This is a genomic window from uncultured Roseovarius sp. (genome assembly GCF_947259555.1).
GTDB lineage: Bacteria > Pseudomonadota > Alphaproteobacteria > Rhodobacterales > Rhodobacteraceae > Roseovarius.
Genome location: NZ_CAMYMD010000089.1, coordinates 1 through 22,015, shown reverse-complemented (window position 1 = coordinate 22,015; position 22,015 = coordinate 1). Strand labels below are relative to the sequence as shown.

At 65.0% G+C, this 22,015-nt stretch carries 26 protein-coding genes; 9 read left to right on the top strand and 17 right to left on the bottom strand.

What is annotated here, in order from left to right; genetic code table 11:
• Nucleotides 1–50: 50 nt before the first annotated feature.
• The 4 genes from Q0X85_RS15060 to Q0X85_RS15045 are packed head-to-tail and all read left to right on the top strand — an operon-like array spanning nucleotide 51 to nucleotide 2,810.
• Nucleotides 51–512 carry a RidA family protein gene (locus tag Q0X85_RS15060; RefSeq protein ID WP_297773246.1) on the top strand — a complete coding sequence of 154 codons (462 nt, stop codon included), beginning with the start codon at nucleotides 51–53 and terminating at the stop codon, nucleotides 510–512.
• Nucleotides 509–1,276 carry a glycerophosphodiester phosphodiesterase family protein gene (locus Q0X85_RS15055; protein ID WP_297773244.1) on the top strand — a complete coding sequence of 256 codons (768 nt, stop codon included), beginning with the start codon at nucleotides 509–511 and terminating at the stop codon, nucleotides 1,274–1,276. Before Q0X85_RS15060 ends, Q0X85_RS15055 begins: the two co-directional genes overlap by 4 nt.
• Before the next feature lie 53 nt (nucleotides 1,277–1,329).
• Nucleotides 1,330–2,517: a GNAT family N-acetyltransferase gene (locus Q0X85_RS15050; RefSeq protein WP_297773241.1), complete on the top strand. Its 1,188-nt coding sequence runs from the start codon at nucleotides 1,330–1,332 to the stop codon at nucleotides 2,515–2,517.
• Nucleotides 2,514–2,810, top strand: coding sequence for a 4a-hydroxytetrahydrobiopterin dehydratase (locus tag Q0X85_RS15045; protein ID WP_297773238.1), 297 nt, complete (start codon nucleotides 2,514–2,516; stop codon nucleotides 2,808–2,810). Before Q0X85_RS15050 ends, Q0X85_RS15045 begins: the two co-directional genes overlap by 4 nt.
• Nucleotides 2,811–2,912: 102 nt before the next feature.
• Here the strand turns inward: Q0X85_RS15045 and Q0X85_RS15040 are convergent, their stop codons facing one another.
• On the bottom strand, nucleotides 2,913–3,686 hold the full coding sequence (locus tag Q0X85_RS15040; protein ID WP_297773235.1) for a sulfite exporter TauE/SafE family protein: 774 nt from the start codon (nucleotides 3,684–3,686) through the stop codon (nucleotides 2,913–2,915).
• Nucleotides 3,687–3,832: 146 nt separating this feature from the next.
• On the opposite strand from Q0X85_RS15040, the gene Q0X85_RS15035 reads away from it, so the two are divergent.
• Nucleotides 3,833–5,521, top strand: coding sequence for an acyl-CoA dehydrogenase family protein (locus tag Q0X85_RS15035; RefSeq protein ID WP_297773233.1), 1,689 nt, complete (start codon nucleotides 3,833–3,835; stop codon nucleotides 5,519–5,521).
• A gap of 235 nt (nucleotides 5,522–5,756) precedes the next feature.
• Here the strand turns inward: Q0X85_RS15035 and Q0X85_RS15030 are convergent, their stop codons facing one another.
• The 3 genes from Q0X85_RS15030 to Q0X85_RS15020 all read right to left on the bottom strand — a co-directional run bounded on the left by Q0X85_RS15030 (nucleotide 5,757) and on the right by Q0X85_RS15020 (nucleotide 8,630).
• Nucleotides 5,757–6,710 (bottom strand): SLAC1 anion channel family protein, encoded by a 954-nt coding sequence (locus tag Q0X85_RS15030; RefSeq protein WP_297773231.1) that lies wholly within the window; start codon nucleotides 6,708–6,710, stop codon nucleotides 5,757–5,759.
• A gap of 5 nt (nucleotides 6,711–6,715) precedes the next feature.
• Entirely contained in the window at nucleotides 6,716–7,414 is a 699-nt protein-coding gene (locus Q0X85_RS15025; protein ID WP_297773228.1) for a fumarylacetoacetate hydrolase family protein, read from the bottom strand.
• Between the two features lie 73 nt (nucleotides 7,415–7,487).
• Nucleotides 7,488–8,630, bottom strand: coding sequence for an alpha-D-ribose 1-methylphosphonate 5-triphosphate diphosphatase (locus tag Q0X85_RS15020; RefSeq protein WP_297773226.1), 1,143 nt, complete (start codon nucleotides 8,628–8,630; stop codon nucleotides 7,488–7,490).
• 50 nt (nucleotides 8,631–8,680) lie between these two features.
• On the opposite strand from Q0X85_RS15020, the gene Q0X85_RS15015 reads away from it, so the two are divergent.
• A complete protein-coding gene (locus Q0X85_RS15015) occupies nucleotides 8,681–9,367 on the top strand; it encodes a DUF1045 domain-containing protein (protein WP_297773303.1) in 687 nt (228 codons plus the stop codon).
• Here Q0X85_RS15015 and phnN read toward each other — a convergent pair.
• Genes phnN through phnG form a run of 8 tightly spaced genes read right to left on the bottom strand, consistent with a single transcriptional unit; the run spans nucleotide 9,349 to nucleotide 14,967 of the window.
• On the bottom strand, nucleotides 9,349–9,897 hold the full coding sequence (gene phnN / locus Q0X85_RS15010; RefSeq protein ID WP_297773224.1) for a phosphonate metabolism protein/1,5-bisphosphokinase (PRPP-forming) PhnN: 549 nt from the start codon (nucleotides 9,895–9,897) through the stop codon (nucleotides 9,349–9,351). The two genes, Q0X85_RS15015 and phnN, sit on opposite strands and share 19 nt — an antisense overlap.
• A complete protein-coding gene (gene phnL / locus Q0X85_RS15005) occupies nucleotides 9,894–10,577 on the bottom strand; it encodes a phosphonate C-P lyase system protein PhnL (RefSeq protein ID WP_297773223.1) in 684 nt (227 codons plus the stop codon). The genes phnN and phnL overlap by 4 nt, the downstream gene beginning before the upstream one ends.
• 25 nt (nucleotides 10,578–10,602) lie before the next feature.
• A complete protein-coding gene (gene phnK / locus Q0X85_RS15000) occupies nucleotides 10,603–11,373 on the bottom strand; it encodes a phosphonate C-P lyase system protein PhnK (RefSeq protein WP_297773222.1) in 771 nt (256 codons plus the stop codon).
• Complete coding sequence (locus Q0X85_RS14995; protein WP_297773220.1) at nucleotides 11,370–12,239, bottom strand: alpha-D-ribose 1-methylphosphonate 5-phosphate C-P-lyase PhnJ; 870 nt, start codon at nucleotides 12,237–12,239, stop codon at nucleotides 11,370–11,372. The genes phnK and Q0X85_RS14995 overlap by 4 nt, the downstream gene beginning before the upstream one ends.
• Nucleotides 12,236–12,835, bottom strand: a complete 600-nt coding sequence (locus Q0X85_RS14990) for an HAD family phosphatase (protein ID WP_297773217.1) — start codon at nucleotides 12,833–12,835, stop codon at nucleotides 12,236–12,238. Before Q0X85_RS14990 ends, Q0X85_RS14995 begins: the two co-directional genes overlap by 4 nt.
• A 31-nt stretch (nucleotides 12,836–12,866) precedes the next feature.
• A complete protein-coding gene (locus tag Q0X85_RS14985) occupies nucleotides 12,867–13,955 on the bottom strand; it encodes a carbon-phosphorus lyase complex subunit PhnI (RefSeq protein WP_297773216.1) in 1,089 nt (362 codons plus the stop codon).
• Nucleotides 13,955–14,524: a phosphonate C-P lyase system protein PhnH gene (phnH, locus tag Q0X85_RS14980; RefSeq protein WP_297773214.1), complete on the bottom strand. Its 570-nt coding sequence runs from the start codon at nucleotides 14,522–14,524 to the stop codon at nucleotides 13,955–13,957. The genes Q0X85_RS14985 and phnH overlap by 1 nt, the downstream gene beginning before the upstream one ends.
• Nucleotides 14,524–14,967, bottom strand: a complete 444-nt coding sequence (gene phnG / locus Q0X85_RS14975) for a phosphonate C-P lyase system protein PhnG (RefSeq protein ID WP_297773213.1) — start codon at nucleotides 14,965–14,967, stop codon at nucleotides 14,524–14,526. Before phnG ends, phnH begins: the two co-directional genes overlap by 1 nt.
• Before the next feature lie 102 nt (nucleotides 14,968–15,069).
• Here phnG and phnF point away from each other — a divergent pair, with 102 nt between their 5' ends.
• Nucleotides 15,070–15,789 (top strand): phosphonate metabolism transcriptional regulator PhnF, encoded by a 720-nt coding sequence (gene phnF / locus Q0X85_RS14970; protein ID WP_297773211.1) that lies wholly within the window; start codon nucleotides 15,070–15,072, stop codon nucleotides 15,787–15,789.
• Between the two features lie 132 nt (nucleotides 15,790–15,921).
• Here the strand turns inward: phnF and Q0X85_RS14965 are convergent, their stop codons facing one another.
• The 5 genes from Q0X85_RS14965 to phnC form a co-directional block, all read right to left on the bottom strand.
• Nucleotides 15,922–16,539 carry a chloramphenicol acetyltransferase gene (locus Q0X85_RS14965; RefSeq protein ID WP_297773209.1) on the bottom strand — a complete coding sequence of 206 codons (618 nt, stop codon included), beginning with the start codon at nucleotides 16,537–16,539 and terminating at the stop codon, nucleotides 15,922–15,924.
• A gap of 99 nt (nucleotides 16,540–16,638) precedes the next feature.
• Complete coding sequence (gene phnE / locus Q0X85_RS14960; RefSeq protein WP_297773207.1) at nucleotides 16,639–17,976, bottom strand: phosphonate ABC transporter, permease protein PhnE; 1,338 nt, start codon at nucleotides 17,974–17,976, stop codon at nucleotides 16,639–16,641.
• Nucleotides 17,977–17,980: 4 nt separating this feature from the next.
• A complete protein-coding gene (gene phnE / locus Q0X85_RS14955) occupies nucleotides 17,981–18,853 on the bottom strand; it encodes a phosphonate ABC transporter, permease protein PhnE (RefSeq protein WP_297773205.1) in 873 nt (290 codons plus the stop codon).
• A gap of 71 nt (nucleotides 18,854–18,924) precedes the next feature.
• On the bottom strand, nucleotides 18,925–19,827 hold the full coding sequence (gene phnD / locus Q0X85_RS14950; RefSeq protein ID WP_297773202.1) for a phosphonate ABC transporter substrate-binding protein: 903 nt from the start codon (nucleotides 19,825–19,827) through the stop codon (nucleotides 18,925–18,927).
• A gap of 56 nt (nucleotides 19,828–19,883) precedes the next feature.
• Nucleotides 19,884–20,708 carry a phosphonate ABC transporter ATP-binding protein gene (gene phnC / locus Q0X85_RS14945; RefSeq protein ID WP_297773200.1) on the bottom strand — a complete coding sequence of 275 codons (825 nt, stop codon included), beginning with the start codon at nucleotides 20,706–20,708 and terminating at the stop codon, nucleotides 19,884–19,886.
• Between the two features lie 148 nt (nucleotides 20,709–20,856).
• Here phnC and Q0X85_RS14940 point away from each other — a divergent pair, with 148 nt between their 5' ends.
• Together Q0X85_RS14940 and Q0X85_RS14935 are read left to right on the top strand one after the other, a co-directional pair.
• A complete protein-coding gene (locus Q0X85_RS14940) occupies nucleotides 20,857–21,411 on the top strand; it encodes a TetR/AcrR family transcriptional regulator (RefSeq protein WP_297773197.1) in 555 nt (184 codons plus the stop codon).
• Nucleotides 21,412–21,416: 5 nt separating this feature from the next.
• Nucleotides 21,417–21,806 carry an META domain-containing protein gene (locus tag Q0X85_RS14935; RefSeq protein ID WP_297773196.1) on the top strand — a complete coding sequence of 130 codons (390 nt, stop codon included), beginning with the start codon at nucleotides 21,417–21,419 and terminating at the stop codon, nucleotides 21,804–21,806.
• The last annotated feature ends 209 nt before the right edge of the window (nucleotides 21,807–22,015 follow it).

Here is a 22,015-nt window from a genome sequence, read left to right as displayed (position 1 = left end):
GCGCTCTGCGGCTAGCGTCGCCGCGACAGACACCCAATGGAGACACGGATATGAGCCAATTCGAGACCAAACTTGCCGAGATGGGCGTGACCCTGCCCGACGCCCCGGCCCCCGCGGCGAATTACGTCCCCTATGTTCAGGCGGGCGACATGCTGTTTGTATCGGGTCAAATCGCCAAGGACGGCGACACGCTCTTGACCGGCAAGCTGGGCGACAACATGGACGTGCCCGCCGGTGCCGAAGCGGCCAAGGTCTGCGCGATTGCCCTCTTGGCGCAGGTCAAGGCGGCCTGCGGCGGCGATCTTGATCGGCTGGTGCGGGTGGTGAAACTCACTGGTTTCGTCAACTCCACCTCCGATTTCACCCAGCAACCGGCGGTGATAAACGGTGCTTCGGATTTCATTGGCGAGGCATTGGGCGATGCGGGCAAACACGCGCGCGCCGCCGTGTCGGCCCCGTCGCTGCCATTTGGTGTCGCGGTCGAGATCGACGGGGTCTTCCAGATCCGATGACCTCCCTGCCCGAGGCGTTCCGCCGCGTGCCCTTGGCGCATCGCGGCTTGCACGACGTGACCGGGGGGCGACCCGAAAATTCGCGCGCCGGGATCACGGCGGCGATTGCGTGGGGGTATGGCATCGAGATTGATCTGCAACTCAGCCGGGACGGTCGGGCAATGGTCTTTCACGACTACGACCTTGGTCGCCTGACAGGCGACACCGGCCCCGTTCGGCAACGCGACGCGGCGGCGCTTGCGGACCTGCCGTTGCTTGGTGGCAAAGAGGGTATTCCGGACCTGTCCGAGGTTCTCACCCTCGTCGACGGCCGCGTGCCCCTGCTCATCGAGTTGAAGGATCAGCACGGCCAGATGGGCAACACCGACGGCGCTCTCGAAAACGCGACAGCAGAGGCGCTGACTCAATATACCGGGCCGGTTGCAGTGATGTCGTTCAATCCGCACATGGTGGCGCGGATGGCAATTCTGGCACCAGACATCCCGCGTGGCCTGGTGACCTGTGGCTACACGCCGGACGATTGGCCCTTGCTCAGGCCAGAGACGCGAAACCGCCTGCGCGACATCCCTGATTTCCGCGCAACCGGCGCGGATTTTGTCAGCCACGACATAAAGGATCTGGATCGTCCGATACTGAGACACCTGCGCGCCGATGGTGCCGCCATCCTGTGCTGGACAGTGCGCTCTCCAGAGGCCGAGGCGCGCGCCCGCGTCCACGCGCACAATATCACGTTCGAGGGCTACAGGCCCGCTATCCCGGCTTGATCCCGCGCCTGGATGTCCCAGATAGAGCCAGGGATTGACCGGGGTCTTTTGACATGAGCCAAAGCGACATCACACTCAGCCTGCACGAACGGATCGCCGACATTCCGGCTCAGGTCTGGGATGCCTGCGCCTGCCCCGAGGCGGCGGAGGGCGGCCGCCCCGAGGACCCATTTACCACACATCGCTTCCTCAAGGCGCTCGAAGACAGCCGCTCGGTCGGCACCGGAACGGGCTGGCACCCGCATTACATGACGGCAGAGGCCGGCGGCGAGGTGATTGCCTGCGCGCCGCTTTACCTCAAGGCGCACAGTCAGGGCGAATATATCTTCGACCATAACTGGGCCCACGCCTATGAGCGCGCGGGCGGACGGTATTATCCCAAGTTTCAGGTGGCGGTGCCGTTCACGCCCGTAACCGGGCGGCGTTTCCTGACCCGCCCAGGCTTCGAAGAGACAGGTCGCGCGGCGCTGGTGCAAGGCGCGGTCGAGGTGGCCGAGCGCAACGGCATTTCCTCGCTTCACCTGACCTTTTGCACCGAAGCCGAAGCCGACGCGGCGTCGGCTATGGGCCTCCTGCGCCGCCGCAACCAGCAATATCACTGGCTCAATCGTGGCTATCCGGATTTCGCCGGGTTCCTCGCGGATCTGTCGTCCCGCAAACGCAAGACGATTCGCAAGGAACGGGCCCGCGCGCAGGATTTCGGCGGCGAGATACTGGCGCTGACGGGCGATGATATCCGCCCCGAGCACTGGGATGCCGTTTGGACCTTTTATCAGGACACCGGCGCGCGCAAATGGGGCACGCCTTACCTGACACGCGCCTTTTTCGAATGCGCACACGAGAGCTTGCGGGACGATATTCTGCTGCTCCTCGCCATGCGCGACGGTCAGCCGATCGCAGGCGCGATGAACCTGATTGGCGCCTCGGCCCTCTATGGCCGGTACTGGGGCTGCATCGAGGACTACCCCTGCCTGCATTTCGAGCTGTGCTATTACCGCGCCATCGAATTTGCCATTGATCATGGGCTGCAAAGGGTAGAGGCTGGCGCACAAGGAGAGCATAAGCTGGCGCGTGGCTATCTGCCCGTGCCCACGCATTCGCTGCATTGGTTGCGCGATGCGGGGTTTGCCGAGGCCGTCGCCCAGTATCTGCAGGCCGAGCGCATTGCCGTCGATGAGGATATCGAAATTCTCACCGGCTATGGCCCATTCCGAAAACCCGCGATGGAGGATCACGAATGACCGAAAAACTGAGTGACACCGCACGCAAGACCACCCTTGAGCCCCTGCTCGAAAACGGCTGGGCCTTGGCCGAGGGTCGCGACGCAATCCACAAGACATTCAAGTTCGCCAATTTCGTAGAGGCCATGGGCTTTATGACCCGCGCCGCGATCTGGGCCGAGAAATGGGACCATCATCCCGAATGGTTCAATGTCTACAACAAGGTCGAGATCACGCTCACCACGCATGACGTGGGCGGCCTCAGTGCCCTGGACGTCAAGCTCGCCCGCAAGATCGACGGCCTGATCGGGTGACTCTCATCCCGATCCGTCGTTAAAACGCGCGCCCTGGGGCCAGGCCCCAGGGCCTCGTTCATCGCACCCGGCATCTGCCGCGACCAGACCGGATCGCGCACATCAAAGCAGCATCACGCCACGCCGGATAAGATTCGCGCCTGCGATCAGCAGCACCCACAGCGTCACCTTTCGAAATGTCGCCTGATCGAACCGGTCCTGTAGCCAGAAGCCCAGCCCGATACCGACAAGCGCCGGCGGCACCAACCCGAGCGAGAGCGGGAGCGTTTCGGCGCGCAAGACCCCCGAGCCGATGTGCGAGCCAAGCAAGAGCACCGCGCCCAGTCCGTAGATCACGCCCTGCACGCGCATCTGTTCGCGCTTTTCCGCGCCGCGCGCCATCAGCATCGCCACGGTCGGCGGTCCCCAGATGCCCGATAGCCCCCCGAAGAGTCCGGCCAGCGCGCCCATCCCGGCCTCGCCGCGCGCGCCCCCCTCGGACGACAGGCGCAGGCCGCGTCCCAGCAACGTAGAGAGCGCATAGGCGGTAATGAGCGGCCCGATAAAGAGGAACATCGCGGCGGGCGGCAGGCGCGGCACCGCCTGGGCCGCCAGCACCATGACCGCCCCGCCTGCCACCAGAAACACCCGGAACCGCGCGACCGAGGCAAGCGCCGCGCCGACGCCCTGCCGCAGCGCCTGCCAAAGGTTCGTGGCGAGCGTCGGCAGAATCAACCCGGCCAGCGCGAGGTCGGGCGGCATCATGGTGCTGAGGCCCGCGATCAGCACCGTTGGCATGGCGAACCCCACCACCCCCTTGACCAGTCCCGCGCAGATCGCCACGCCAAAGGCGAGGCTCCAGCCCCAGAGCGGGCCTATATCGAAAAACATCTCCATGTCTGGTGTGGTAGCATGTCGGTAGCGCCGCAGTGCAAAAAATCAATACGCAACTTTAGATCAAAAACCTGCGACAATTGGCATAATAGTTGCGCTGCACCTGCATAATAGATAAAAGGCACCAGATCAGGAAAAGGATGCGATTCATGGCACATGACGGACAGGATATTGCAATGGCCCAGCCGACGATTCTGGATGACCTATTAGCGCTGACCGGTGCGGCGGTTGCCCCGGTCGAGACCGTGCTGGAGCGCGCAAAATCCTCTGTCGCCGATCTGGTCACTGTCGATGGCCGGGTCTCGGGTAGCGCGATCGAGGCGCATCAGACGGCCGCGCACGGGTTGGCATGGCTGGCCACCTATGTCGAATCCCTGCGCCAGATGCAGAACTGGGCCACCCGGCTGCAGGAGCAGGGCCAGTTCGGCGAAGTGGAGCAACTCATTCACCAGATCGCATTCGGCGAATACCTGCATCAGATCGCCGGCGGTATCCAGATGAACCAGGGCGAGGTGGTGCGCCTGCAGGATCTGGGCCTTGGCTGGGATGCGCTCAGCGGTTTCCAATGTGCCGAGGTGCAGGCCCTGATGGCGCGTGGCAACAGCCAGGCCGCACGCACCCGGCTGGTGGAGTTGATGCAGGAACGCGCCGCCGAGATCACCGTCGGGCGCAGCGGGCTCGATGATGAGCTTGAGATGATCCGCGAACAGTTCCGCCGCTTTGCCGTGGAAAAGGTCGAGCCGTTTGCCCATGAGTGGCACCTCAAGGATGAGTTGATCCCGATGGAGATCATCGAGGAATTGGCGGAAATGGGTGTCTTCGGCCTGACCATCCCCGAGGAATTCGGCGGGCTCGGCCTGTCCAAAGCGTCGATGTGCGTGGTCTCGGAAGAGCTGTCGCGCGGTTATATCGGGGTTGGCAGTCTTGGCACCCGCTCGGAAATCGCCGCCGAACTGATCCTTGCCGGGGGCACGCAAGAGCAAAAGGAAAAATGGCTTCCCAAGCTGGCCAGTGCCGAGACGCTGCCGACCGCCGTATTCACCGAACCCAACACCGGCTCTGATCTTGGCGCCCTGCGCACCCGCGCGGTGCGCGATGACAATGGCGACTGGAACGTCACCGGCAACAAGACCTGGATCACCCATGCCGCGCGCACTCATGTGATGACGCTTCTGGCGCGCACGGTGCCCGACACCACCGATCACCGGGGCCTGTCGATGTTCCTCGCCGAGAAAGAGCCCGGCACGGATGAGGCCCCCTTCCCGACGGCGGGTATGACCGGCGGCGAGATCGAGGTGCTGGGGTATCGCGGCATGAAGGAATACGAGCTTGGCTTCGACAATTTCCACGTCAAGGGCGAGAACCTCTTGGGTGGCGAAGAGGGCAAGGGCTTCAAGCAGCTGATGGAGACCTTCGAGAGCGCCCGCATCCAGACCGCTGCGCGGGCCATCGGCGTCGCGCAATCGGCGCTCGATGTGGCGATGAAATACGCGCAGGATCGCAAACAGTTCGGCAAGCCGCTGATCGCCTTCCCGCGCGTCTCGGGCAAGCTGGCGATGATGGCGGTGGAGATCATGGTGGCGCGTCAGCTGACCTATTTCTCGGCCTGGGAAAAGGACAACGGCCGGCGCTGTGATCTGGAGGCCGGGATGGCCAAGCTGCTTGGCGCACGTGTGGCATGGGCGGCTGCGGACAACGGCTTGCAAATCCACGGTGGCAACGGGTTCGCGCTGGAATACACGATCAGCCGGATCCTGTGCGACGCGCGGATCCTCAATATCTTCGAGGGTGCTGCGGAGATCCAGGCACAGGTGATTGCACGCAGATTGCTTGGGTAGTCTTGGCCTTGAGCGGACATTCGATTGAAGCAACTGCGCGGAACAAGGCCGAAGGCCGCCGCGCATCGCCGTGCCGCCCCCCGGCGCGGCGATTTGGCTGCAACCTGCGCTGCGCTCTGATGTTTTCCGGGCTTGGCTGGCATTAAGTACTGCCAAACTAACGTTGGATCGCCACACCGCGGCACGACGATGCGCGGCTCACGGCAACGTCCGCTCCAGGCCACAACCATCCCCATCAATCCGGCTGAAAGATCGCACCCGCCTGCAACGCGCGCCCCGTGCGCCAGATCAGTCCTGCGATGATGACGCAGAGCACAGCCAGGAGTCCCAGCCCGATCAATCGATGCCCCGCAGACCCGGTTTCCTGGGCATGCGCAAGGCTGGCAAGCGTCGCCCCCGCAACCGGAAAGCTAAGCGCCCAAAAGGCGAGCGAAAAGGGCAATTTCAACAGCTTCGGCAACTGTATCGCCACGATCAGCGCAAAGAGATAGGCGCAGTTCAGCAGAACCCGCGCGAATTCATCCACCCCGCCAACGAGCGCCACCCAGGCGAGATAGCCCACCGACGGCGGCGCGATCAGGATCACCAACGAGGGCTGCAACCGCTCGGGCAATGGGTCGTGAAAGATCAGCCGGTTCATCACCAGCACCAGCATCACTATCCAGAAGATCAGCCCGACGCTGGTAAAGAACCAGCTGATCTCGATATAGCCCAGAGGCACGCCCGCGATGGCCACGATCACGTTGCCGACGGCGGGGATGAACCAGGCGGGCGACAGATGGCCGTGCTGGAAGGCGCGCGCGCCGATCCAGCCATTCACCACCGCGAGCGTCAGCCCCAGTTGCATCGGCACTGCGACCAGCCACATCGCCCGCGCCAGCCCCGGATAGGGCACCAGCATGACGATGGACATCAACACGAGCGCAATGGAAATCGCCGGGAAAAACGCGAGTTTCACGGGATGCTGCCATTCGGCCTGCACGGCACCAGGATGGCGCAGAAGCTTGGCCAGATAGCCTAGGGCGATCGCGGCAAAGATGCCCATGGTGAACCAATGCGTCACGGCCGAGGCGACATGGCCCAGCCCCAACGCCGCCTCGCCCGCGCGCAGCGCAAGGGTAAAGCCGCACAGCCCCATCACCACGGTAAAGAGCGTCACCGGCATGTGTTGCAGACGGCTACCGGCCATGCCGCTCACTCCGCCGCGCCGATGCTCAGATGCAGCGGGGCAAGGCCGTCGACCTCGCCAAGCAGCACATTGCCGGGGACCACCGGGCCGACGCCTGCGGGCGTGCCGGTATAGATGAGATCACCCGGTTGCAGATGGTAAAACCGCGACAGATGCGCGATGATCTCGGGCACGGACCAGACCATGTCCGACAGCCACGCCTCTTGCGTCACCCTGCCGTCCACCGCCAGCCGGATCGCCTGGTCGCCGATCTCGCCAAAATCTGCCTTCGGCGTGATCGCGGCGATGATGGCAGCCTGTTCGAAATCCTTGCCCAGATCCCAGGGGCGGCGTGTCTCCTTGGCGGCACCCTGCAGGTCGCGGCGGGTGAGGTCGATGCCGCAGGCATAGCCGTAGACCGCCGCCATCGCCTCGGTCTCGCTGACCCGGAAGGCAGGCGCGCCGATGGCCACGACGAATTCCATCTCATGATGGCAGTCGCTTGTCTCCAGCGGATAGGGGATCGTTGCCCCCGACAGGCAGATGTCATGCGCCGATTTGTTGAAATACCACGGCGCCTCGCGGTCCACCTCGTTGCCCATCTCGGCGGCGTGGGCAGCATAGTTTCGCCCGACGCAAAAAATCCGCCGCACCGGAAAGGCCCCGGCCTCGCCTTCGACCGGGACAAGCGGGGCGGCTGGAACGGTGAATAGCGGGTCAGTCATGGTGAACTCCGGGGCAAGCGGTTGAAATCGCGCCTGTTATGCGCCCCGCGCACGGCCTTGTCAAAGCACTGGCTCAGCCCGCGCGCAGGCCCCGCGACCAGACCCCGCGCAGGGCGGGCGCGTCGCCGCGCACAGAGAAGCGGATCAGATCGGCCCGCGTGCCCACCTCCAGCCGCCCGCGATCCGTCAGCCCCACGGCGCGCGCCGGGTTCATGGTGACGGTGGCCAGCCCGCGTGCCATGTCGCCCCAGCGATCCCCTAGCTGCACCGCCGCCAAGAGAAGCGCCGAGGGCACGTAATCCGAGGACAGGATGTCGAGATGTCCGAGATCGGCCAGATCGCTGGCAGCGACATTGCCGGAATGCGACCCGCCCCGGATCAGGTTGGGCGCGCCCATGATGACTGAGATGCCACAGGCATGACAGGCGCGGGCGGCCTCAATCGTGGTGGGAAACTCCGCCAGCCGGATGCCGTGGCCATGCGACACCGCGACCTGCGCCTCGGTGGTGTCGTCATGGCTCGCCAGAACTGCGCCATAGCGGGCGGCATGGGCCACGGCGGCGGCCTCATGCCGGTCGCCATGGGCGGCGCGCAGCGCCTTCAATTGCGCGATATGGGCCTCGAATTCGGCGTCATTCAAGGCGTGCTTGCCCTTCATATAGGCTTCGAGCTTGGTCAGGTCTCGAAACTGCCGCTGCCCCGGCGTGTGGTCCATCAGGCTGACGATGCCAACGCGGTCCTCAGGCCCGAATTCCTCCATCTCCTCTTCCAGCGTCTCGGAACAGACCTCGGCACGCAAATGCAGGAAATGGCTGATCTTGAGCGCGTCCCCGGCGCGCAGGCTCAGGAGTTCATCGGCCAGCCCGCGCGCATATTTCTTGTAGCGCCCGGCCCCGGTGGGCACCGACCCCACGCGCATCGCGTCGAACACCGTGGTGATGCCGGTGCTGGCCAGTTCCGCGTCATGGGCGAGGATGGCGGCGTTATGCGGCCAGTCGACCTTGGGGCGCGGTTGAATATGTCGCTCCAGATTGTCAGTATGCAGCTCGACCAGGCCGGGGGCGAGGTAATCACCGCCGCAATCCACCGCACCCAATGGCACCGCCGTGCCGGTGTCGATGGCTGCGATCTGCCCGTCCGCCACATGCAGCGCGCCGGGGCGCACCTCACCCGGCAGGACCAACAACGCATTGGCGAGAATGAGGTTTTCTGTCATGTCACTGTCACGCTTTCCTGGCAGAGGGCGTCAAACCGATGAGTGTGCCCATGCAATTCACCCGCTACGCTGTCTATTACACGCCGCCCGAGACGGCGTTTTCGGAGTTCGGCGCAGCCTGGCTGGGTTGGGATGCGGCCCGAGGCACTGCAGTCGCGCATCCCGAGGTGGCAGGCCTGCCCGCGCCCGTGGCCGAGATCACCGAGACCCCGCGCAAGTACGGGCTGCATGCCACGATGAAACCGCCGTTCCAGCTGGCCGAGGGTCAGGACGAGGCCGCATTGCGAGGTGCGTTTTCGCGGTTCTGCGCGCAGGCGCAACCGGTTCTGCTCGATGGCCTCACCGTCACCGCGCTTGGCCGGTTCTTGGCGTTGATGCCCGAGGGGGACACCACCGCGCTCGATGCGCTCGCCGCCCAGACCGTGCGCGCGTTCGAGCCGTTTCGCGCCCCGCTCTCGGAGGCGGACCTGGCCCGCCGCCGCGCCGGCGGGCTGAGCCCCGATCAGGAGGCGCGGCTGATGAAATGGGGCTATGCGCATGTGATGGAGGGATTCCGCTTTCACATCACGCTGACCGGAAAGCGGCCGAAATCCGAGTTGCCCGTGCTGCGCGATATCCTCACGGCGCAGGTCCTGCCGCTCCTGCCGCGCCCCTTCCCCATTGATGCGCTGTCGCTGATGGGCGAGGATGCGCAAGGCCGGTTTCACCTGATCGCGCGTCATGTCTTTACCCCGTAGACCAGCTTGATCGCCCGCTTGGCGAGCCGCCCGACAGGCGCATCGGTGTCGAGCGTCACCACCGGCCACGCACCGTCGGGCAGGGCGATGTCCGCCCCCTCCAGCCGTTCCGCGATATCGTCGGCCGCCTCGCGCCCGCGTGCAGCCAGACGCGCGACCAGCACCTCGGGCACCGCCGTCAGATGCAGCACGATCAGGCGCGGATAGCGCGCCTGCGCCTGCGCCAGCACGCCGCGCGACAGGTTGACCAGCAGATCGCGCCCCGCGCCGAGATCCATGCAGATGCCCACCGGCACCCCGTAGCGCAGCCCATGCGAGCGCCAGTCGAGGGCAAAGCCGCCCTCCTTGCGGCGCACCTCGAATTCGGCCTCGGTCACCGGCTCATGCCCCTCGCCGCCATCATCGGCGGGCCGGGTGATGACCCGGCGCACCCGGCGCAGGCCGGGGCGCTCGGCCACCATCGCGCGCATCAGCGTGTCCTTGCCCACGCCCGAGGGGCCGACCACGGCAATGAGACGGCCCTTTTTCATGCCGCCTGCCCCGGGGCAAAGGCGCCCACATCGACCTCGCGGTCGCAGACCCGGCCGCGCGCGGCCTCGTCGTGAAAGATGCCGATGATCGCGGCACCGCGCGCCTTTGCCTCTTCGATCAGCGTCAGAACCACCTCGCGATTGGCGGCATCGAGGCTGGCGGTCGGCTCATCCAGCAGAAGTGCTGGAAAGGCGTGGGCAAAGCCGCGCGCGATGTTTACCCGCTGCTGCTCGCCCCCCGAAAACGTCGTCGGACTGAGCGACCACAGCGCCTGAGGGATGTTGAGCCGCGCCAGCAGCGCCTCGGCCCGCGCGATGGCGTCCGCCCGCGCCACACCAAGGGTCAGGAGCGGCTCTGCCACCACCTCGCGCGTGGGCACGCGCGGCACGACGCGCAGGAACTGGCTGACATAGCCGAGCGTGTCGCGCCGCAGTTGGATGATCTCACGCGGGGCGGCACCGGCTATGTCGGTCTCGCCCACCATGATCCGGCCCGCACTGGCGCGGTAATTACCGTAGATCATCCGCATCAGCGTGGATTTGCCCACCCCCGATGTGCCGGTCAGCGCCACGCACTCACCGCGCGCCACCCGCAGATGCGCGCCCGTCATCACCGGGATCACCGCGCCGCCCTGATTGTGCAGGGTAAAGCTCTTGCCCAGACCTTCGATCTCGATCATCGTATCCGTCCCTTTCCCGCCCCGCTCAGACCTGCAACACGCTCGACACCAGCAGCTGCGTATAGCCATGCTGCGGATCATCAAGCACCTGATCGGTCAGCCCGTCCTCGACGACGCGGCCATCCTTCATCACCATCAGCCGGTCGGCGAGCAGGCGCACCACCGCCAGATCATGCGTCACGATGACCGCCGAAAGGCCCATCTCGCGCACCAATCCGCGCAAGAGGTCGAGCAGCCGCGCCTGCACGCTCACATCAAGGCCGCCGGTGGGCTCATCCATGAACACCAATCGCGGGCCGGTCACCAGATTGCGGGCGATCTGCAACCGCTGTTGCATGCCCCCCGAAAACGCCTGCGGTTTGTCATCCACGCGGTCGGCGGCGATCTCGACCCGTCCCAGCCAATCCACCGCCTGTTCGCGGATCTCGCCAAAATGCCGCGCGCCCACCGCCATCAGCCGTTCGCCCACATTGCCGCCCGCCGAAACCCCCATGCGCAGCCCATCACGCGCGTGCTGGTGAACAAACGCCCAATCGGTGCGCATCAGCATGCGCCGTTCCGGCTCGGACATGGTCAGCGTGTCGCGCGGGCCGTGTAGCTGCGTGTCGAAAATCACCTCGCCCCGGTCGGGCGGCAGATGCCCGGCAAGGCACGACAGAAGCGTCGACTTGCCCGAGCCACTCTCGCCGACGATGCCCATCACCTCGCCGGGGTAGAGATCGAACCCGACGTCCTCGCAGCCGCGCCGCGCCCCGTAGAATTTCGCGATGTCGCGGACCTGCAACAGCGGAGTCATGCGGCACCCTCCTCATAGGGCGCACCCTGCGCGCCGACATGGCCCGCCGCACGGCGCGACCGGCAATAATCGGTGTCGGAACAGACGAACATCCGCCCCCCGGCATCATCCACGATCACTTCATCGAGATAGCTGTCGGAGGCCCCGCACAGATCGCAATCGTAATCGGCCTTGCTGGGCTCGAACGGGTGATCCTCGAAATCGAGACTGACAACTTGGGTATAGGGCGGCAGCGCGTAAATCCGCTGTTCGCGCCCCGCACCGAACAGCTGGATCGCCGCCATGCCCAGTTTCGGATTGTCGAATTTCGGGATCGGCGACGGGTCCATGACATAGCGCCCCTCGACCTTGACGGGATAGGCATAGGCGGTGGCGATGGCGCCGTGCTGGCTGATATCCTCGTAGAGCTTCACATGCATGAGACCATATTCCTCAAGGCTGTGCATCTTGCGGGTCTCCAGCTCCGACGGCTCCAGAAAACGCAGCGGTTCCGGGATCGGCACCTGGTAGACAAGGATCTGATCCTGGCTCAGCGCCTCCTCGGGGATGCGGTGGCGGGTCTGGATCAGGCTCGCCCGCGCGGTTTCCTCAGTGGTGGCGACCCCGGCAGTCTTCTCAAAGAATTTGCGGATCGACACCGCGTTGGTGGTGTCATCCGCGCCCTGATCGATCACCTTGAACGTGTCATCGGGGGTCAGGCAGGCGGCAGAGACCTGCACGCCACCGGTGCCCCAGCCATAGGGCATCGGCATCTCGCGGCTGGCAAAAGGCACCTGATAACCGGGGATCGCCAACCCCTTGAGAATGGCCCGACGGATCATCCGCTTGGTTTGCTCGTCGAGATAGGCAAAGTTGTAATCGGTCATAAAAGCCCTCGTTCCCGCAGGTTGGCGCGCAGGTCGTCCGCCCCCGTGAAATGATGCGCCTGCCAGCCGGCGGCCCGCGCGCCTTCGACATTGGCGGCGCTGTCGTCGATGAAAAAACAGCGCTCTGCGGTGGCACCGGCACGGTCGCACAGGAGGTCGAAGATTGCGCAGTCGGGTTTGACCATCCCCTCGTGACCAGACACGACAATGCCCTCGAACATATCCATCAGTTCAGGATGCAGACGGGGGGCCTCGGGCCATGTCTCGGGCCCCCAATTGGTCAGCGCCCACGGTGCGTGACCACGCGCGCGCAAGTCTGCCAGCAGCTGCCAACTCCCCACGATCTTGTCGCGGATGGTCAGGTGAAACCGGTCAAAGAACCCGTCCATCAGATCGGCATGCTGCGGGTGCAGCGCGGCAATCGCCGCCACAGCCTCGGCACGGCTGCGGCCCCGGTCCTGCTCATAATTCCAGTCATAAAACCCGATCCGTGCAAAGAACGCGTCTATCTCGGCATCATCCGCAAAGGCATGGCGAAAGGCCGCCTGCGGCTCCCACCGGATCAGGACATTGCCCAGATCGAAAACCGGGGTCATGGCATCCCCCGCTTCACTGTTCCCAAAATACTCATTCTGCGGCCTCCCACCGGGTGCTGCCCTCGGCCTCGCAGCGCAGTTTACGCACCAGTTCCAACTCAGATTGAAAATCCACGTAATGCGGCAGCTTGATATGCTCCAAAAACCCCGTCGCCTGGATGTTGTCGGCATGCATCAGCACGAATTCCTCGTCCTGCGCGGGTGCGCCCTGATCCTCCTCGCCCAGTTCCTTCCAGCGCAGCGCGCGGTCGACCAGCGCCATGGCGATGGCCTTGCGCTCGGTCTGACCGAAGACCAGCCCATAGCCCCGGGTGAATTGCGGCGGCTCGGTTTTCGAGCCCTTGAACTGGTTGATCGTTTCGCATTCGGTCAGGGTGATTTCGCCCAGCTCGATGGCAAAGCCCAGTTCGGGGATGTCCATCTCCACCGACACGGCCCCGATCCGCAATTCGCCGACAAAGGCGTGGTTGCGGGCATAGCCGCGCTGCGTGGAATAGGCGAGCGACAGGATAAAGCCCTCGTCGCCGCGCGTCAGCGCCTGCAGGCGCAGGGCGCGGTCGGCGGGCAGTTCCATCGGTTCGCGGGTGAGGTCCGGCGGGGTGGCATCGCTTGGCGCCTCGTCCTCGATCAGCCCCTCGCGGTTCAGATAGCCCATGATATGCGGCGTCGGGCCGGGCTGTGGCGGGGCCTCGGGGGCGTCGGCCACCTCGCCCTCGGCGGCCAGTTTGAAATCGAGCAGGCGATGCGTGTAATCGAATGTCGGCCCCAGCACCTGACCGCCCGGCGCATCCTTGAAGGTGGCCGAGATGCGCCGGTCGCAGCGCATCGCAGAGGTCTCCACCGGGTGCGAGGCGCCAAAGCGCGGCAGCGTGGTGCGATAGGCGCGAATGAGGAAAATCGCCTCGATCAGATCGCCGCGCGCCTGCTTGATGGCGAGGGCGGCAAGGTCGGGGTCGTAGAGCGAGCCTTCGGCCATCACGCGGTTGACGGCGAGGCTCAACTGCTCACGGATTTGCGCGACGCCCAGTTCTGCGACAGAAGTATCGCCGCGCCGCTCCTCGGCAAGCCAGGCATGGGCGTTATCGATGGCGCGTTCGCCCCCCTTGACCGCGACATACATCAGCTTGCCTCCACGCGGGTCGTGCGCGGCAGGGCCGCAAGGCGGTCGCCACAGGTGAAGAGGAAATCGAGCCCCAGCGGAAACTGCCGCGCATTGGCCTGAAACGCCGCCGACTCGGGCAGCGAGAGCGCCGCCGTATCTGCGATCCCCGGCCCGGTCAGCCGCGCACCGGTGGCCTCCAGCCGCTCCATCTCGACGATCAGCGTGGCCGAACGGTCGGGATACTCGGACGTGCCCACCGCGTAGTCGTCGAGTGGCATGAGCGCCTCCCATGTGCCTATCGCGAACATCGCCTCGGCCCGCGTCACCAAGGGCGCGCCGGTGTGAAAGGTGATCCAGTCGCGCACCCCCGCGCAATCGGCCGTGCCCGCCAGATACACCGGCGTTTCCGGGTCGCACAGCGTGAGCAGCACCGTGCCCGCCGCGACCGACAGCGGGGCGGGTGGCGTGGCCCCCGCCACGTCTTCGATCGTGCCGGGCCGGGCCATCACGCGCATGATGGCGCGAAAGGCATGGGCCGCCTCGACCGGAGGGGCCGCGAATCCACCACTCAGGGTGTCTGCCTGCATCAGTCCTCTCCCCGCATCATGGTAAAGAAATCCACCTTGGTGGCGGCGGCACGGGCGGCACGGGCGGTGCAGCGGGCGTCCTCGGCCTCCTGCAAAGGCGTGAGCACCACCGCGCGCGCGGTGTCTTTCGTACCGCCCTGCATCAGCGCATCAACGAGCGCGGCCTGTGTCGCATGACGCTTGCCACGGCCCTGCACATAGCCATGTCCAACGGTGCCATCCGCCAGCCGCACCGCGCAGCGCGTCACCGTCATCTCGCCCAGATTGAACGGCGCGCCGGTCGCCCCGGCACGGCCCCGCACCATCACGCCGCCCACCTCGGGCGGGCGCAGATAAGCATAATCGGGGGCAAGCCCGGCCTCGGACCAGAGCCGGTCCAGATCATCGGCGGGCGCGCGAGCCAAGAGACCCATCCATGCCTTGCGCTCGGTTTTGTCGGTCATGCAGACACCTTGCGGATTTGTCGATATTCCTATACAACTAGACAAATAACTACCTGAACCCGCCCTCCTGAACAAGCCTGCAACCGGTGAAATTTCTGTGACATGACCCGCGACAAACCCGATGCGCTGTGGCGCGCGATCCATGACAGCCTGAACGCGGATATTGCGGCGGGGCGTTACGGGCCCGGTGACAAACTGCCCACCGAGGCGGCACTCGCGGCGCGGTTCGGCGTCAACCGGCATACCGTGCGCCGCGCACTTGGGGCGCTGTCAGAGGCGGGGACGATCTTTACCCGGCGCGGCGCAGGCGCGTTTGTCGCGCATCGGCCAACCGATTATCCGATCGGCACACGGGTGCGCTTTCACCAGAACCTGCGCGCGGCCGGCCGCCTGCCGGGCAAGGAGATCCTCGCACAGGAAACCCGCGTGGCAGACGCGGCGGAAGGCGAGGCGCTCGGGCTCAGCCTTGGATCAATGGTGCATGTCTGTGACGGGCTGTCACTGGCCGACGGCATGCCCGTCGCCACCTTTCGGAGCACCTTTCCGGCAGCGCGGTTCCCCGATCTGCCAGAGGCACTGGCCCGCCTCACATCGGTCACGGCGGCGCTCGCCGAGCAGGGGATTGCGGATTACACCCGCGCCTGGACCCGGCTCAACGCAAAGCTTGCCAGCCCCACGCAGGCGCTCCATTTGCAACTCTCCCCCGGCGCGCCGATCCTGCGCACGACGGCGGTCAATGTCGATCCCGACGGGCAGCCCATCGAATACGGGCGCACATGGTTCGCAGGGGACCGGATCACTCTCTCGTTGGTGGATCAATAAAACCCGTCAAAGCTGAAAAGTGTCATGGCGGCGTCACATCGCAGGCTTAATTCAGCTCGTGTATTCAATGCGCTCTTTGACCAAGCCCTTTTCAGCACCAAAAGGCGGCCCATCGTGGCCGCCTTTTCCGTTTCAGCCCCGGTATTTCTCAAGAAACGCCCCGGCCTCCAGCCGGCGGAAATCCTGCAGAGCCGCACGCAGCCGCAGATGATCCCAATCCCACCACGCCAATGCGATCATCCGCTCCGCGAGATCAGGGGCCAGCCGTGCGCGCAACGGCTTGGCGGGCACTCCCGCCACGATCATGTAGGGCGCCACATCCCGTGTCACCACCGCCCCCGCCGCGATCACCGCACCGTGGCCCACCGTCACCTCGGGCTTGACCTGCGCGTTATGCCCGATCCAGGTGTCATGCCCGATCCGCGCCACCCGCGCACGGCGCTTCTCGAACCAAAGCACATCGTCTTCGGTATCCTCCCAATAGCTGGCGGAGCGATAAATGAAATGATGCAAGGACGCGCGATCCAGCGGATGATCGGTCGCCCCCACCCGCACGTAACTCGCGATGTTGGCAAAGCGGCCGATCTCGGCATTGGCCAGATCGCAGGCGCGGTCGCAATAAGAGTAATCCCCCATCGCCACATGGGCGAGACGGCTGCCGCGCCCGACCTCGGTCCAGGCCCCGAACTCGCAATCGGTGATCTCGCAGTCGGGATGAATCACCGCCCCGTCAAAGTGCAATCTCGGCATGGGGTGCTCCACAAGAGAATTATTCCTCCGGCGGGGGTATTTGGACCAAGAAGAACACCGACATGCTTCATCTTGCCCCAAATATCCAAATTCGCCGGTTCAGTGCCCGCTATCATCCGAGGAAATGAGCCGTCGCCGCAACCAGCCCGACACCGTGTCCATCACCATCACCATGATCAGGATGAGAATGATGTAATAGCTCACCTCTTCCCAGTCCTTCTGCGTGATCATCGCCTGTGTCAGCAACAACCCGATGCCGCCACCGGTGATCGCGCCGATGATGGTGGCGCTGCGGGTGTTGGATTCGAGGTAATAGAGCAGCTGGCTCAGCAGGATCGGGGTGATCTGCGGGATGACGCCGAAGCGGTAGCGTTGCAGCAGCTTCGCCCCGGTGGATTGGACCCCCTCTATCTCGCGCTTGTCGACGTTCTCCAGCGCCTCCGAGAAGAGCTTGCCGAAACTGCCGGTATCGGTCAGCAGGATCGCAAGCGCACCGGTCAACGGCCCGGGGCCGAAGGCGCGGGCGAGGATGATCGTCCAGATCAGCGCATCGACGCCGCGCACGAAGTCGAACACCCGCCGCACAACGGCCCGCACGACCATGAACGGCGAGAAATTGCGCGCCGCCGCAAAGGCCAGCGGCAACGCCACGATGGCCGCGCCCATGGTGCCGAGAAAGGCCATCAGGATGGTCTCGAAGATCGCCCACATCACGTCCTTGTGCTGCCACATCCGGTTGTTCCAGATATCGTGGATGATGGCGGCGAGGTTGCTCTTGCCCTCGACGACGCGGTCGCCCGACACCACCAGCCCCGCCAACTCGCCAAAGCTCTTGCCGTAGAACGGGCTGTCGAGCGTGAACCAGAAAAGCTCCCAGCCGAAGGCATAGCGCATCACCTCGGTGCGCGCCTTGGTGAGCGTCACGCGGCCACCCTCGGTGGTGATATCGACGCGCGCGCTGCTGGCGCTGATCCAGCCGGGCACCGAATCGGTCGGCAGGTCGAGCGTCACGCCCTCGCGGCGCGACACCTCCGCCGTGATCAGCCCGTAGCCCGGCACGTCATAGCGCAGCGTGTTGCCGTCGATCAGCACCTCGTGCCCGTGTTTCAGCGCCACGCGCGTGCGCTCCTCGCTCTCAACGCTCACCCAGTCGGGGCTGCGCCCCTCGGGCCATGTGCCCTTGTTCTCGCCTTCCACGGCGATGGTCAGATCTCCTGTGCGGTTGTCGCGCGTGACATGCGTCTTGTAGCTGTAGCTGTCGGCGACGAGGATGCGCGCATTGTCCATCCGCGCGCGATCCGCCAGCCCCGGAATGTCGAAGGCAAAGAAGATATAGACGAAATAGGCGAGGATCACCGCCGGGACGGCGAAGGCCATGAGTTTCTTGCGCCGAAAGAAGCCGGAGGCGTCGAAACCTGCATCGCTTGCCATTGTCATGGTCTCACTCTCCCCCAATCAGCTTGTTGCGGTAGCGGCTCGACACCTGATCGAAGAGCACGATGGTCCCGAACAGCAGCAGAAAGATCGCCGCCACCTCGTCATAGCGGCCCTGCCCCCAGCTGAAGGCGTTCTTGAGATCATAGCCGATGCCGCCCGAGCCGACGAAGCCGAGGATCGCCGAGGCGCGGATATTGATCTCGAAGCGCAGGAGCGCATAGCTCAGATAATTGGGCGCAACCTGCGGGATAACCCCCAGCCACATGCGCTGCCCCCATGTCGCACCGACCGAATGCAGCCCCTCCACCGGCTTCAGCGAGGCATTCTCGTTCACCTCGGAAAACAACTTGCCCAGGGCACCCACGGTATGGATCGCGATGGCGATCATCGCGGGCACCGGCCCGCCACCGAGGATGAAGATCAGCACCAGCGCGATCACGATCTCGGGCACCGCGCGCAGGATGTCCATCACCCGGCGAAACACCCCGATCAGGCGCGGCCATTTCGCAAGGCCCCGCGTCGACAAAAGCGAGATCAGCACCGCGCCCATCGCCCCCAGAAGCGTCGAGGCCGCCGCGATATTGACCGTCTCGATCAGCGACGGCAAAAATTCCCACATCAGCCCCGGCAGGTTGGCGATCTTTTCGCTCGCCTCGGCCAAAACCTCGCCCGGAAACTGGAATATATTGCCGATTCCGTCCCAGAACCCACCCGCGTTGCGCCCGTCGGCCACCTGAAAGCCCGAGACCATCAGCGCGATGAACACGATCAGCACCACGCTGCCATAAAGCCGCTTGCGCCGCGTCATCGCCATATAGGCGGCCTGCACGTCCTGTACCCGCGCCACGCCTGTCTGTCCTGCCGTCAGATCGCTCATGCCTTGCCCCCGTCAAATAAGACCGGGCCTGCGCGCATGGCAGGCCCGGCCCGTGTGTCAGCCCTGACGGCTCACATCTTGGATTTGCGCGCCTCGATGATCGAGATATAGGCGTCGTGCGTGATCGGCATGAAGCCCAGCGCATCGCCCTGAAGCACGCCATAGGCGCAATCCGCGTCAATGGACTTGAGCGATGCCCAGAGGCCCGTCACCTTGAGCTTCACATCCTCGGGCAGCGCCTGGCGCAGCACGACCGGTCCTTCCGGGATCGGCTTCGACTTCCAGATTTCGACCATCTGGTTCATGTCCACGAGCCCCGCATCGGCGGCCTTGCGCAGCGCGCCCGAGTTATAGCCGTCTTCCCACGCGCCCAGACCGTCGGCCCAGGTCACGCCGGCGTCGATATCGCCATTGGCAACCGCGACGATGGTTTGCTCGTGACCGCCAGTAAATTTCACTTCACCGAAGTAATCGCCCGAGTCCATGCTGGCGCCAACCTCCTGCGGAATCTCGATCGACGGGATCAGGTAGCCGCTGGTCGAGTTGGGATCACCGAACCCGAACGTCTTGCCCTTCATATCATCCAGCGAGGTGATGCCGGTATCCTTGCGGGTAAAGCCGATGGAATGATAGCCATAGGACCCGTCGGTGTTGACCTTGACCAGAACCGGCTCGACCGCGCCCGGGTCGGTCAGGTAGGTCTTGGCATAGCCCGATGCACCCAGCCACGCCACGTCGATGGTGCCGCCCAGCAGACCCTGGATCACGCCGTCATAATCGGCGGGGGTAAATATCTTGGTGGGCACACCCAGCAGATCCTCGGTCTTCTCCCGCAGACACTCGTTCGAGGTCATGCGGTCCTGCGCGTTCTCTCCGCCCAGCACGCCGATGCGGAACTCGTCAATCTTGTCCTGCGCCAGCACGGGGCTGACGAGAGCGGTGGTGGCCACGATGGCGGCAAAAAGTTTGGTCATGTCTCTCTCTCCGGTTGGGGTGTCGGCCCGCCACCCCCCGGCGGGCCAGGGGGTCGTCAAACCGCGGCCTCGGCCTCGCGCAGTGCGCGCGCGGCCCCGCGGTCCAGCGTTTCGATGGCGGTCGATGTGCTGTCCTCGGAAAACGAGGCATCGGCGCCGTAGATATCGCGCGCCACGCCAGTGGTCAGTTGCTCGGGGCTTCCGTCAAAGACAACCCGGCCATGCAACATGCCGATCACCCGGTCACAATAGCGCCGCGCGGTATCCAGAGTGTGAAGGTTGGCGATCACCGTGCGTCCATCCTCTTCGTGGATACGGCGCAGGTCATCCATCACCAGCTGGGCGTTCATCGGGTCGAGGCTGGCAATCGGCTCGTCCGCGAGCACGACCTTAGGGTCCTGCATCAGCGCGCGCGCAATCGCCACCCGCTGCTGCTGCCCGCCCGAGAGCGCCTCGGCGCGCTTGGACGCGTGATCGGCGATGCCCAGCCGGTCGAGGATCTCGATGGCACGGTGAATGTCCGCATCTGGGTAGAGGTTGAACATCGTCGCCAGCGTCGAGCGGCGGTTGAGCGTGCCGTGCAGCACGTTCGACACCACGTCCATCCGTGGCACGAGGTTGAATTGCTGAAAGATCATCGCGCAGTCGGATTGCCAGGCGCGTTTGTCGGCACCGCGCAGCGCAGTCACCTCGCGCCCCTCGAACATGATCAGGCCCGAGGAGGCCTCGGTCAGACGGTTGATCATCCGCAGAAGCGTCGACTTGCCCGCCCCGGATCGCCCGATGATCCCGATCATCGCCGGTTTCTCCACGTCGAATGTCACCTTGTCCACAGCCGTATTGCGGCCAAAGCTCTTGGTCAGCGCGTCGATGCTCAGCACGAATGATGCCCCCTTGGTTTGCGCCCCACCTACGCGGCGAACTCAAAGAGTTTGCGACAGCTTGGTAAAAGTTTTTTGACGTCAGCCCGGCAGCCCGTGACATTCACGCCACTTGCGGCAGTGCAGCACGGCGCGTAAGTCTGACGGCATGACTGCCCCGCGCCGCCCCCGCCTGACCCGTGACGACTGGCTGCTGACCGGCCTCACGGCCCTGTGTGAGGGCGGGCCCGGCGCCCTTGGGGCAGAGCCGCTGGCACGGCGTATTGGCGCGACCAAGGGCTCGTTCTACTGGCATTTCGATGATGTGCCCGGCTTTCACACTGCGCTTCTGGGGCTCTGGCAGGCCGAGGCCGAGGCGGCGCTGCTTGCCATCGAGGGCAGCACCGATACCGCCCGCCTGCGCGCCACCGCCCAGACCATCGCCGACAGCGCCTCCAGCGAGAGCCCCGCCCTGCGCACGGAGCCGGCGATTCGCGCTTGGGCGCAGGGCAGTGACACCGTCTCGCGGGCGGTCCGCAGCGTCGATGACCTGCGCCTCGCGCGGCTGCGCGACCTGCTCGCAGCCTGCGGTATCGGCAACCCCGAAATGGCGCGCATTCTCTATGCTTCTGCGACCGGCATGCAGGGGCTTCAGGACACGGGCCGCGCGACCACGGCGACCGCCATCGGCTCGCTTGTCGACCTGATCCTCGCACTGCGGTAAGGCACATGCGTACCGTCCTCCTGCTCATCGGCATGTCCATCCTTGGCCACTGCAAGGACGAGACCGTGTCAGGCCACGGCGGCGCCACTGCGACATGGACACTCCAGAGCATCGACGGCACGCCCTTTACCGCCCGCGCGACGCTGAGCTTTCCGAAGGAAGGCACGCTTGTGGGCGAGGCCCCCTGCAACCGCTATTCCGGCGCGCAGACCCTGCCCTACCCGTGGTTCCGCGCCGAGGCGCTGGTAGCGACCAAACGGGCCTGCCCCGATCTCGAGGCCGAAACACGCTATCTGCGCGCGCTTGCAGAGATGACGCTGGTCGAGGTGGCGGGCGACACGCTGCTCCTGACCAACGACGCGGGGCGCGAGATGGTGTTTCGGGCGGGAGAATAGGCAGGGTGCGGCTAGTGGCCTTGAGCTGCCGTTGCCGAAAGCCGCGCATCGTCGTGCCGCGGTGTGGCGATACTAAGCTGGCTTGGCAGTGCTTTATGGCAGCCAAGCCCGAAAAACATCAGAGCGCAGAACAGGTTGCAGCCAAATCGCCGCGCCGGGGGGCGGCACGGCGATGCGCGGCGGCCTTCGGCCTTGTTCCGCGCAGGTGC

Bases quoted from the DNA above. Each gene is read 5' to 3' on its own strand.
- Q0X85_RS15015 (WP_297773303.1), top strand. From the start codon at position 8,681: ATGCAATTCACCCGCTACGCTGTCTATTACACGCCGCCCGAGACGGCG.
- Q0X85_RS15060 (WP_297773246.1), top strand. From the start codon at position 51: ATGAGCCAATTCGAGACCAAACTTGCCGAGATGGGCGTGACCCTGCCC.
- phnN (WP_297773224.1), bottom strand. From the start codon at position 9,897: ATGAAAAAGGGCCGTCTCATTGCCGTGGTCGGCCCCTCGGGCGTGGGC.
- phnL (WP_297773223.1), bottom strand. From the start codon at position 10,577: ATGATCGAGATCGAAGGTCTGGGCAAGAGCTTTACCCTGCACAATCAG.
- Q0X85_RS15035 (WP_297773233.1), top strand. From the start codon at position 3,833: ATGGCACATGACGGACAGGATATTGCAATGGCCCAGCCGACGATTCTG.
- phnE (WP_297773207.1), bottom strand. From the start codon at position 17,976: ATGACAATGGCAAGCGATGCAGGTTTCGACGCCTCCGGCTTCTTTCGG.
- Q0X85_RS14985 (WP_297773216.1), bottom strand. From the start codon at position 13,955: ATGTATGTCGCGGTCAAGGGGGGCGAACGCGCCATCGATAACGCCCAT.
- phnH (WP_297773214.1), bottom strand. From the start codon at position 14,524: ATGCAGGCAGACACCCTGAGTGGTGGATTCGCGGCCCCTCCGGTCGAG.
- Q0X85_RS14965 (WP_297773209.1), bottom strand. From the start codon at position 16,539: ATGCCGAGATTGCACTTTGACGGGGCGGTGATTCATCCCGACTGCGAG.
- phnD (WP_297773202.1), bottom strand. From the start codon at position 19,827: ATGACCAAACTTTTTGCCGCCATCGTGGCCACCACCGCTCTCGTCAGC.
- Q0X85_RS15025 (WP_297773228.1), bottom strand. From the start codon at position 7,414: ATGACTGACCCGCTATTCACCGTTCCAGCCGCCCCGCTTGTCCCGGTC.
- Q0X85_RS15020 (WP_297773226.1), bottom strand. From the start codon at position 8,630: ATGACAGAAAACCTCATTCTCGCCAATGCGTTGTTGGTCCTGCCGGGT.
- Q0X85_RS15055 (WP_297773244.1), top strand. From the start codon at position 509: ATGACCTCCCTGCCCGAGGCGTTCCGCCGCGTGCCCTTGGCGCATCGC.
- Q0X85_RS14935 (WP_297773196.1), top strand. From the start codon at position 21,417: ATGCGTACCGTCCTCCTGCTCATCGGCATGTCCATCCTTGGCCACTGC.
- Q0X85_RS15045 (WP_297773238.1), top strand. From the start codon at position 2,514: ATGACCGAAAAACTGAGTGACACCGCACGCAAGACCACCCTTGAGCCC.
- Q0X85_RS15050 (WP_297773241.1), top strand. From the start codon at position 1,330: ATGAGCCAAAGCGACATCACACTCAGCCTGCACGAACGGATCGCCGAC.
- Q0X85_RS14995 (WP_297773220.1), bottom strand. From the start codon at position 12,239: ATGACCGATTACAACTTTGCCTATCTCGACGAGCAAACCAAGCGGATG.
- Q0X85_RS14990 (WP_297773217.1), bottom strand. From the start codon at position 12,835: ATGACCCCGGTTTTCGATCTGGGCAATGTCCTGATCCGGTGGGAGCCG.
- Q0X85_RS15030 (WP_297773231.1), bottom strand. From the start codon at position 6,710: ATGGCCGGTAGCCGTCTGCAACACATGCCGGTGACGCTCTTTACCGTG.
- phnE (WP_297773205.1), bottom strand. From the start codon at position 18,853: ATGAGCGATCTGACGGCAGGACAGACAGGCGTGGCGCGGGTACAGGAC.
- phnG (WP_297773213.1), bottom strand. From the start codon at position 14,967: ATGACCGACAAAACCGAGCGCAAGGCATGGATGGGTCTCTTGGCTCGC.
- phnF (WP_297773211.1), top strand. From the start codon at position 15,070: ATGACCCGCGACAAACCCGATGCGCTGTGGCGCGCGATCCATGACAGC.
- Q0X85_RS15040 (WP_297773235.1), bottom strand. From the start codon at position 3,686: ATGGAGATGTTTTTCGATATAGGCCCGCTCTGGGGCTGGAGCCTCGCC.
- phnK (WP_297773222.1), bottom strand. From the start codon at position 11,373: ATGACTCCGCTGTTGCAGGTCCGCGACATCGCGAAATTCTACGGGGCG.
- Q0X85_RS14940 (WP_297773197.1), top strand. From the start codon at position 20,857: ATGACTGCCCCGCGCCGCCCCCGCCTGACCCGTGACGACTGGCTGCTG.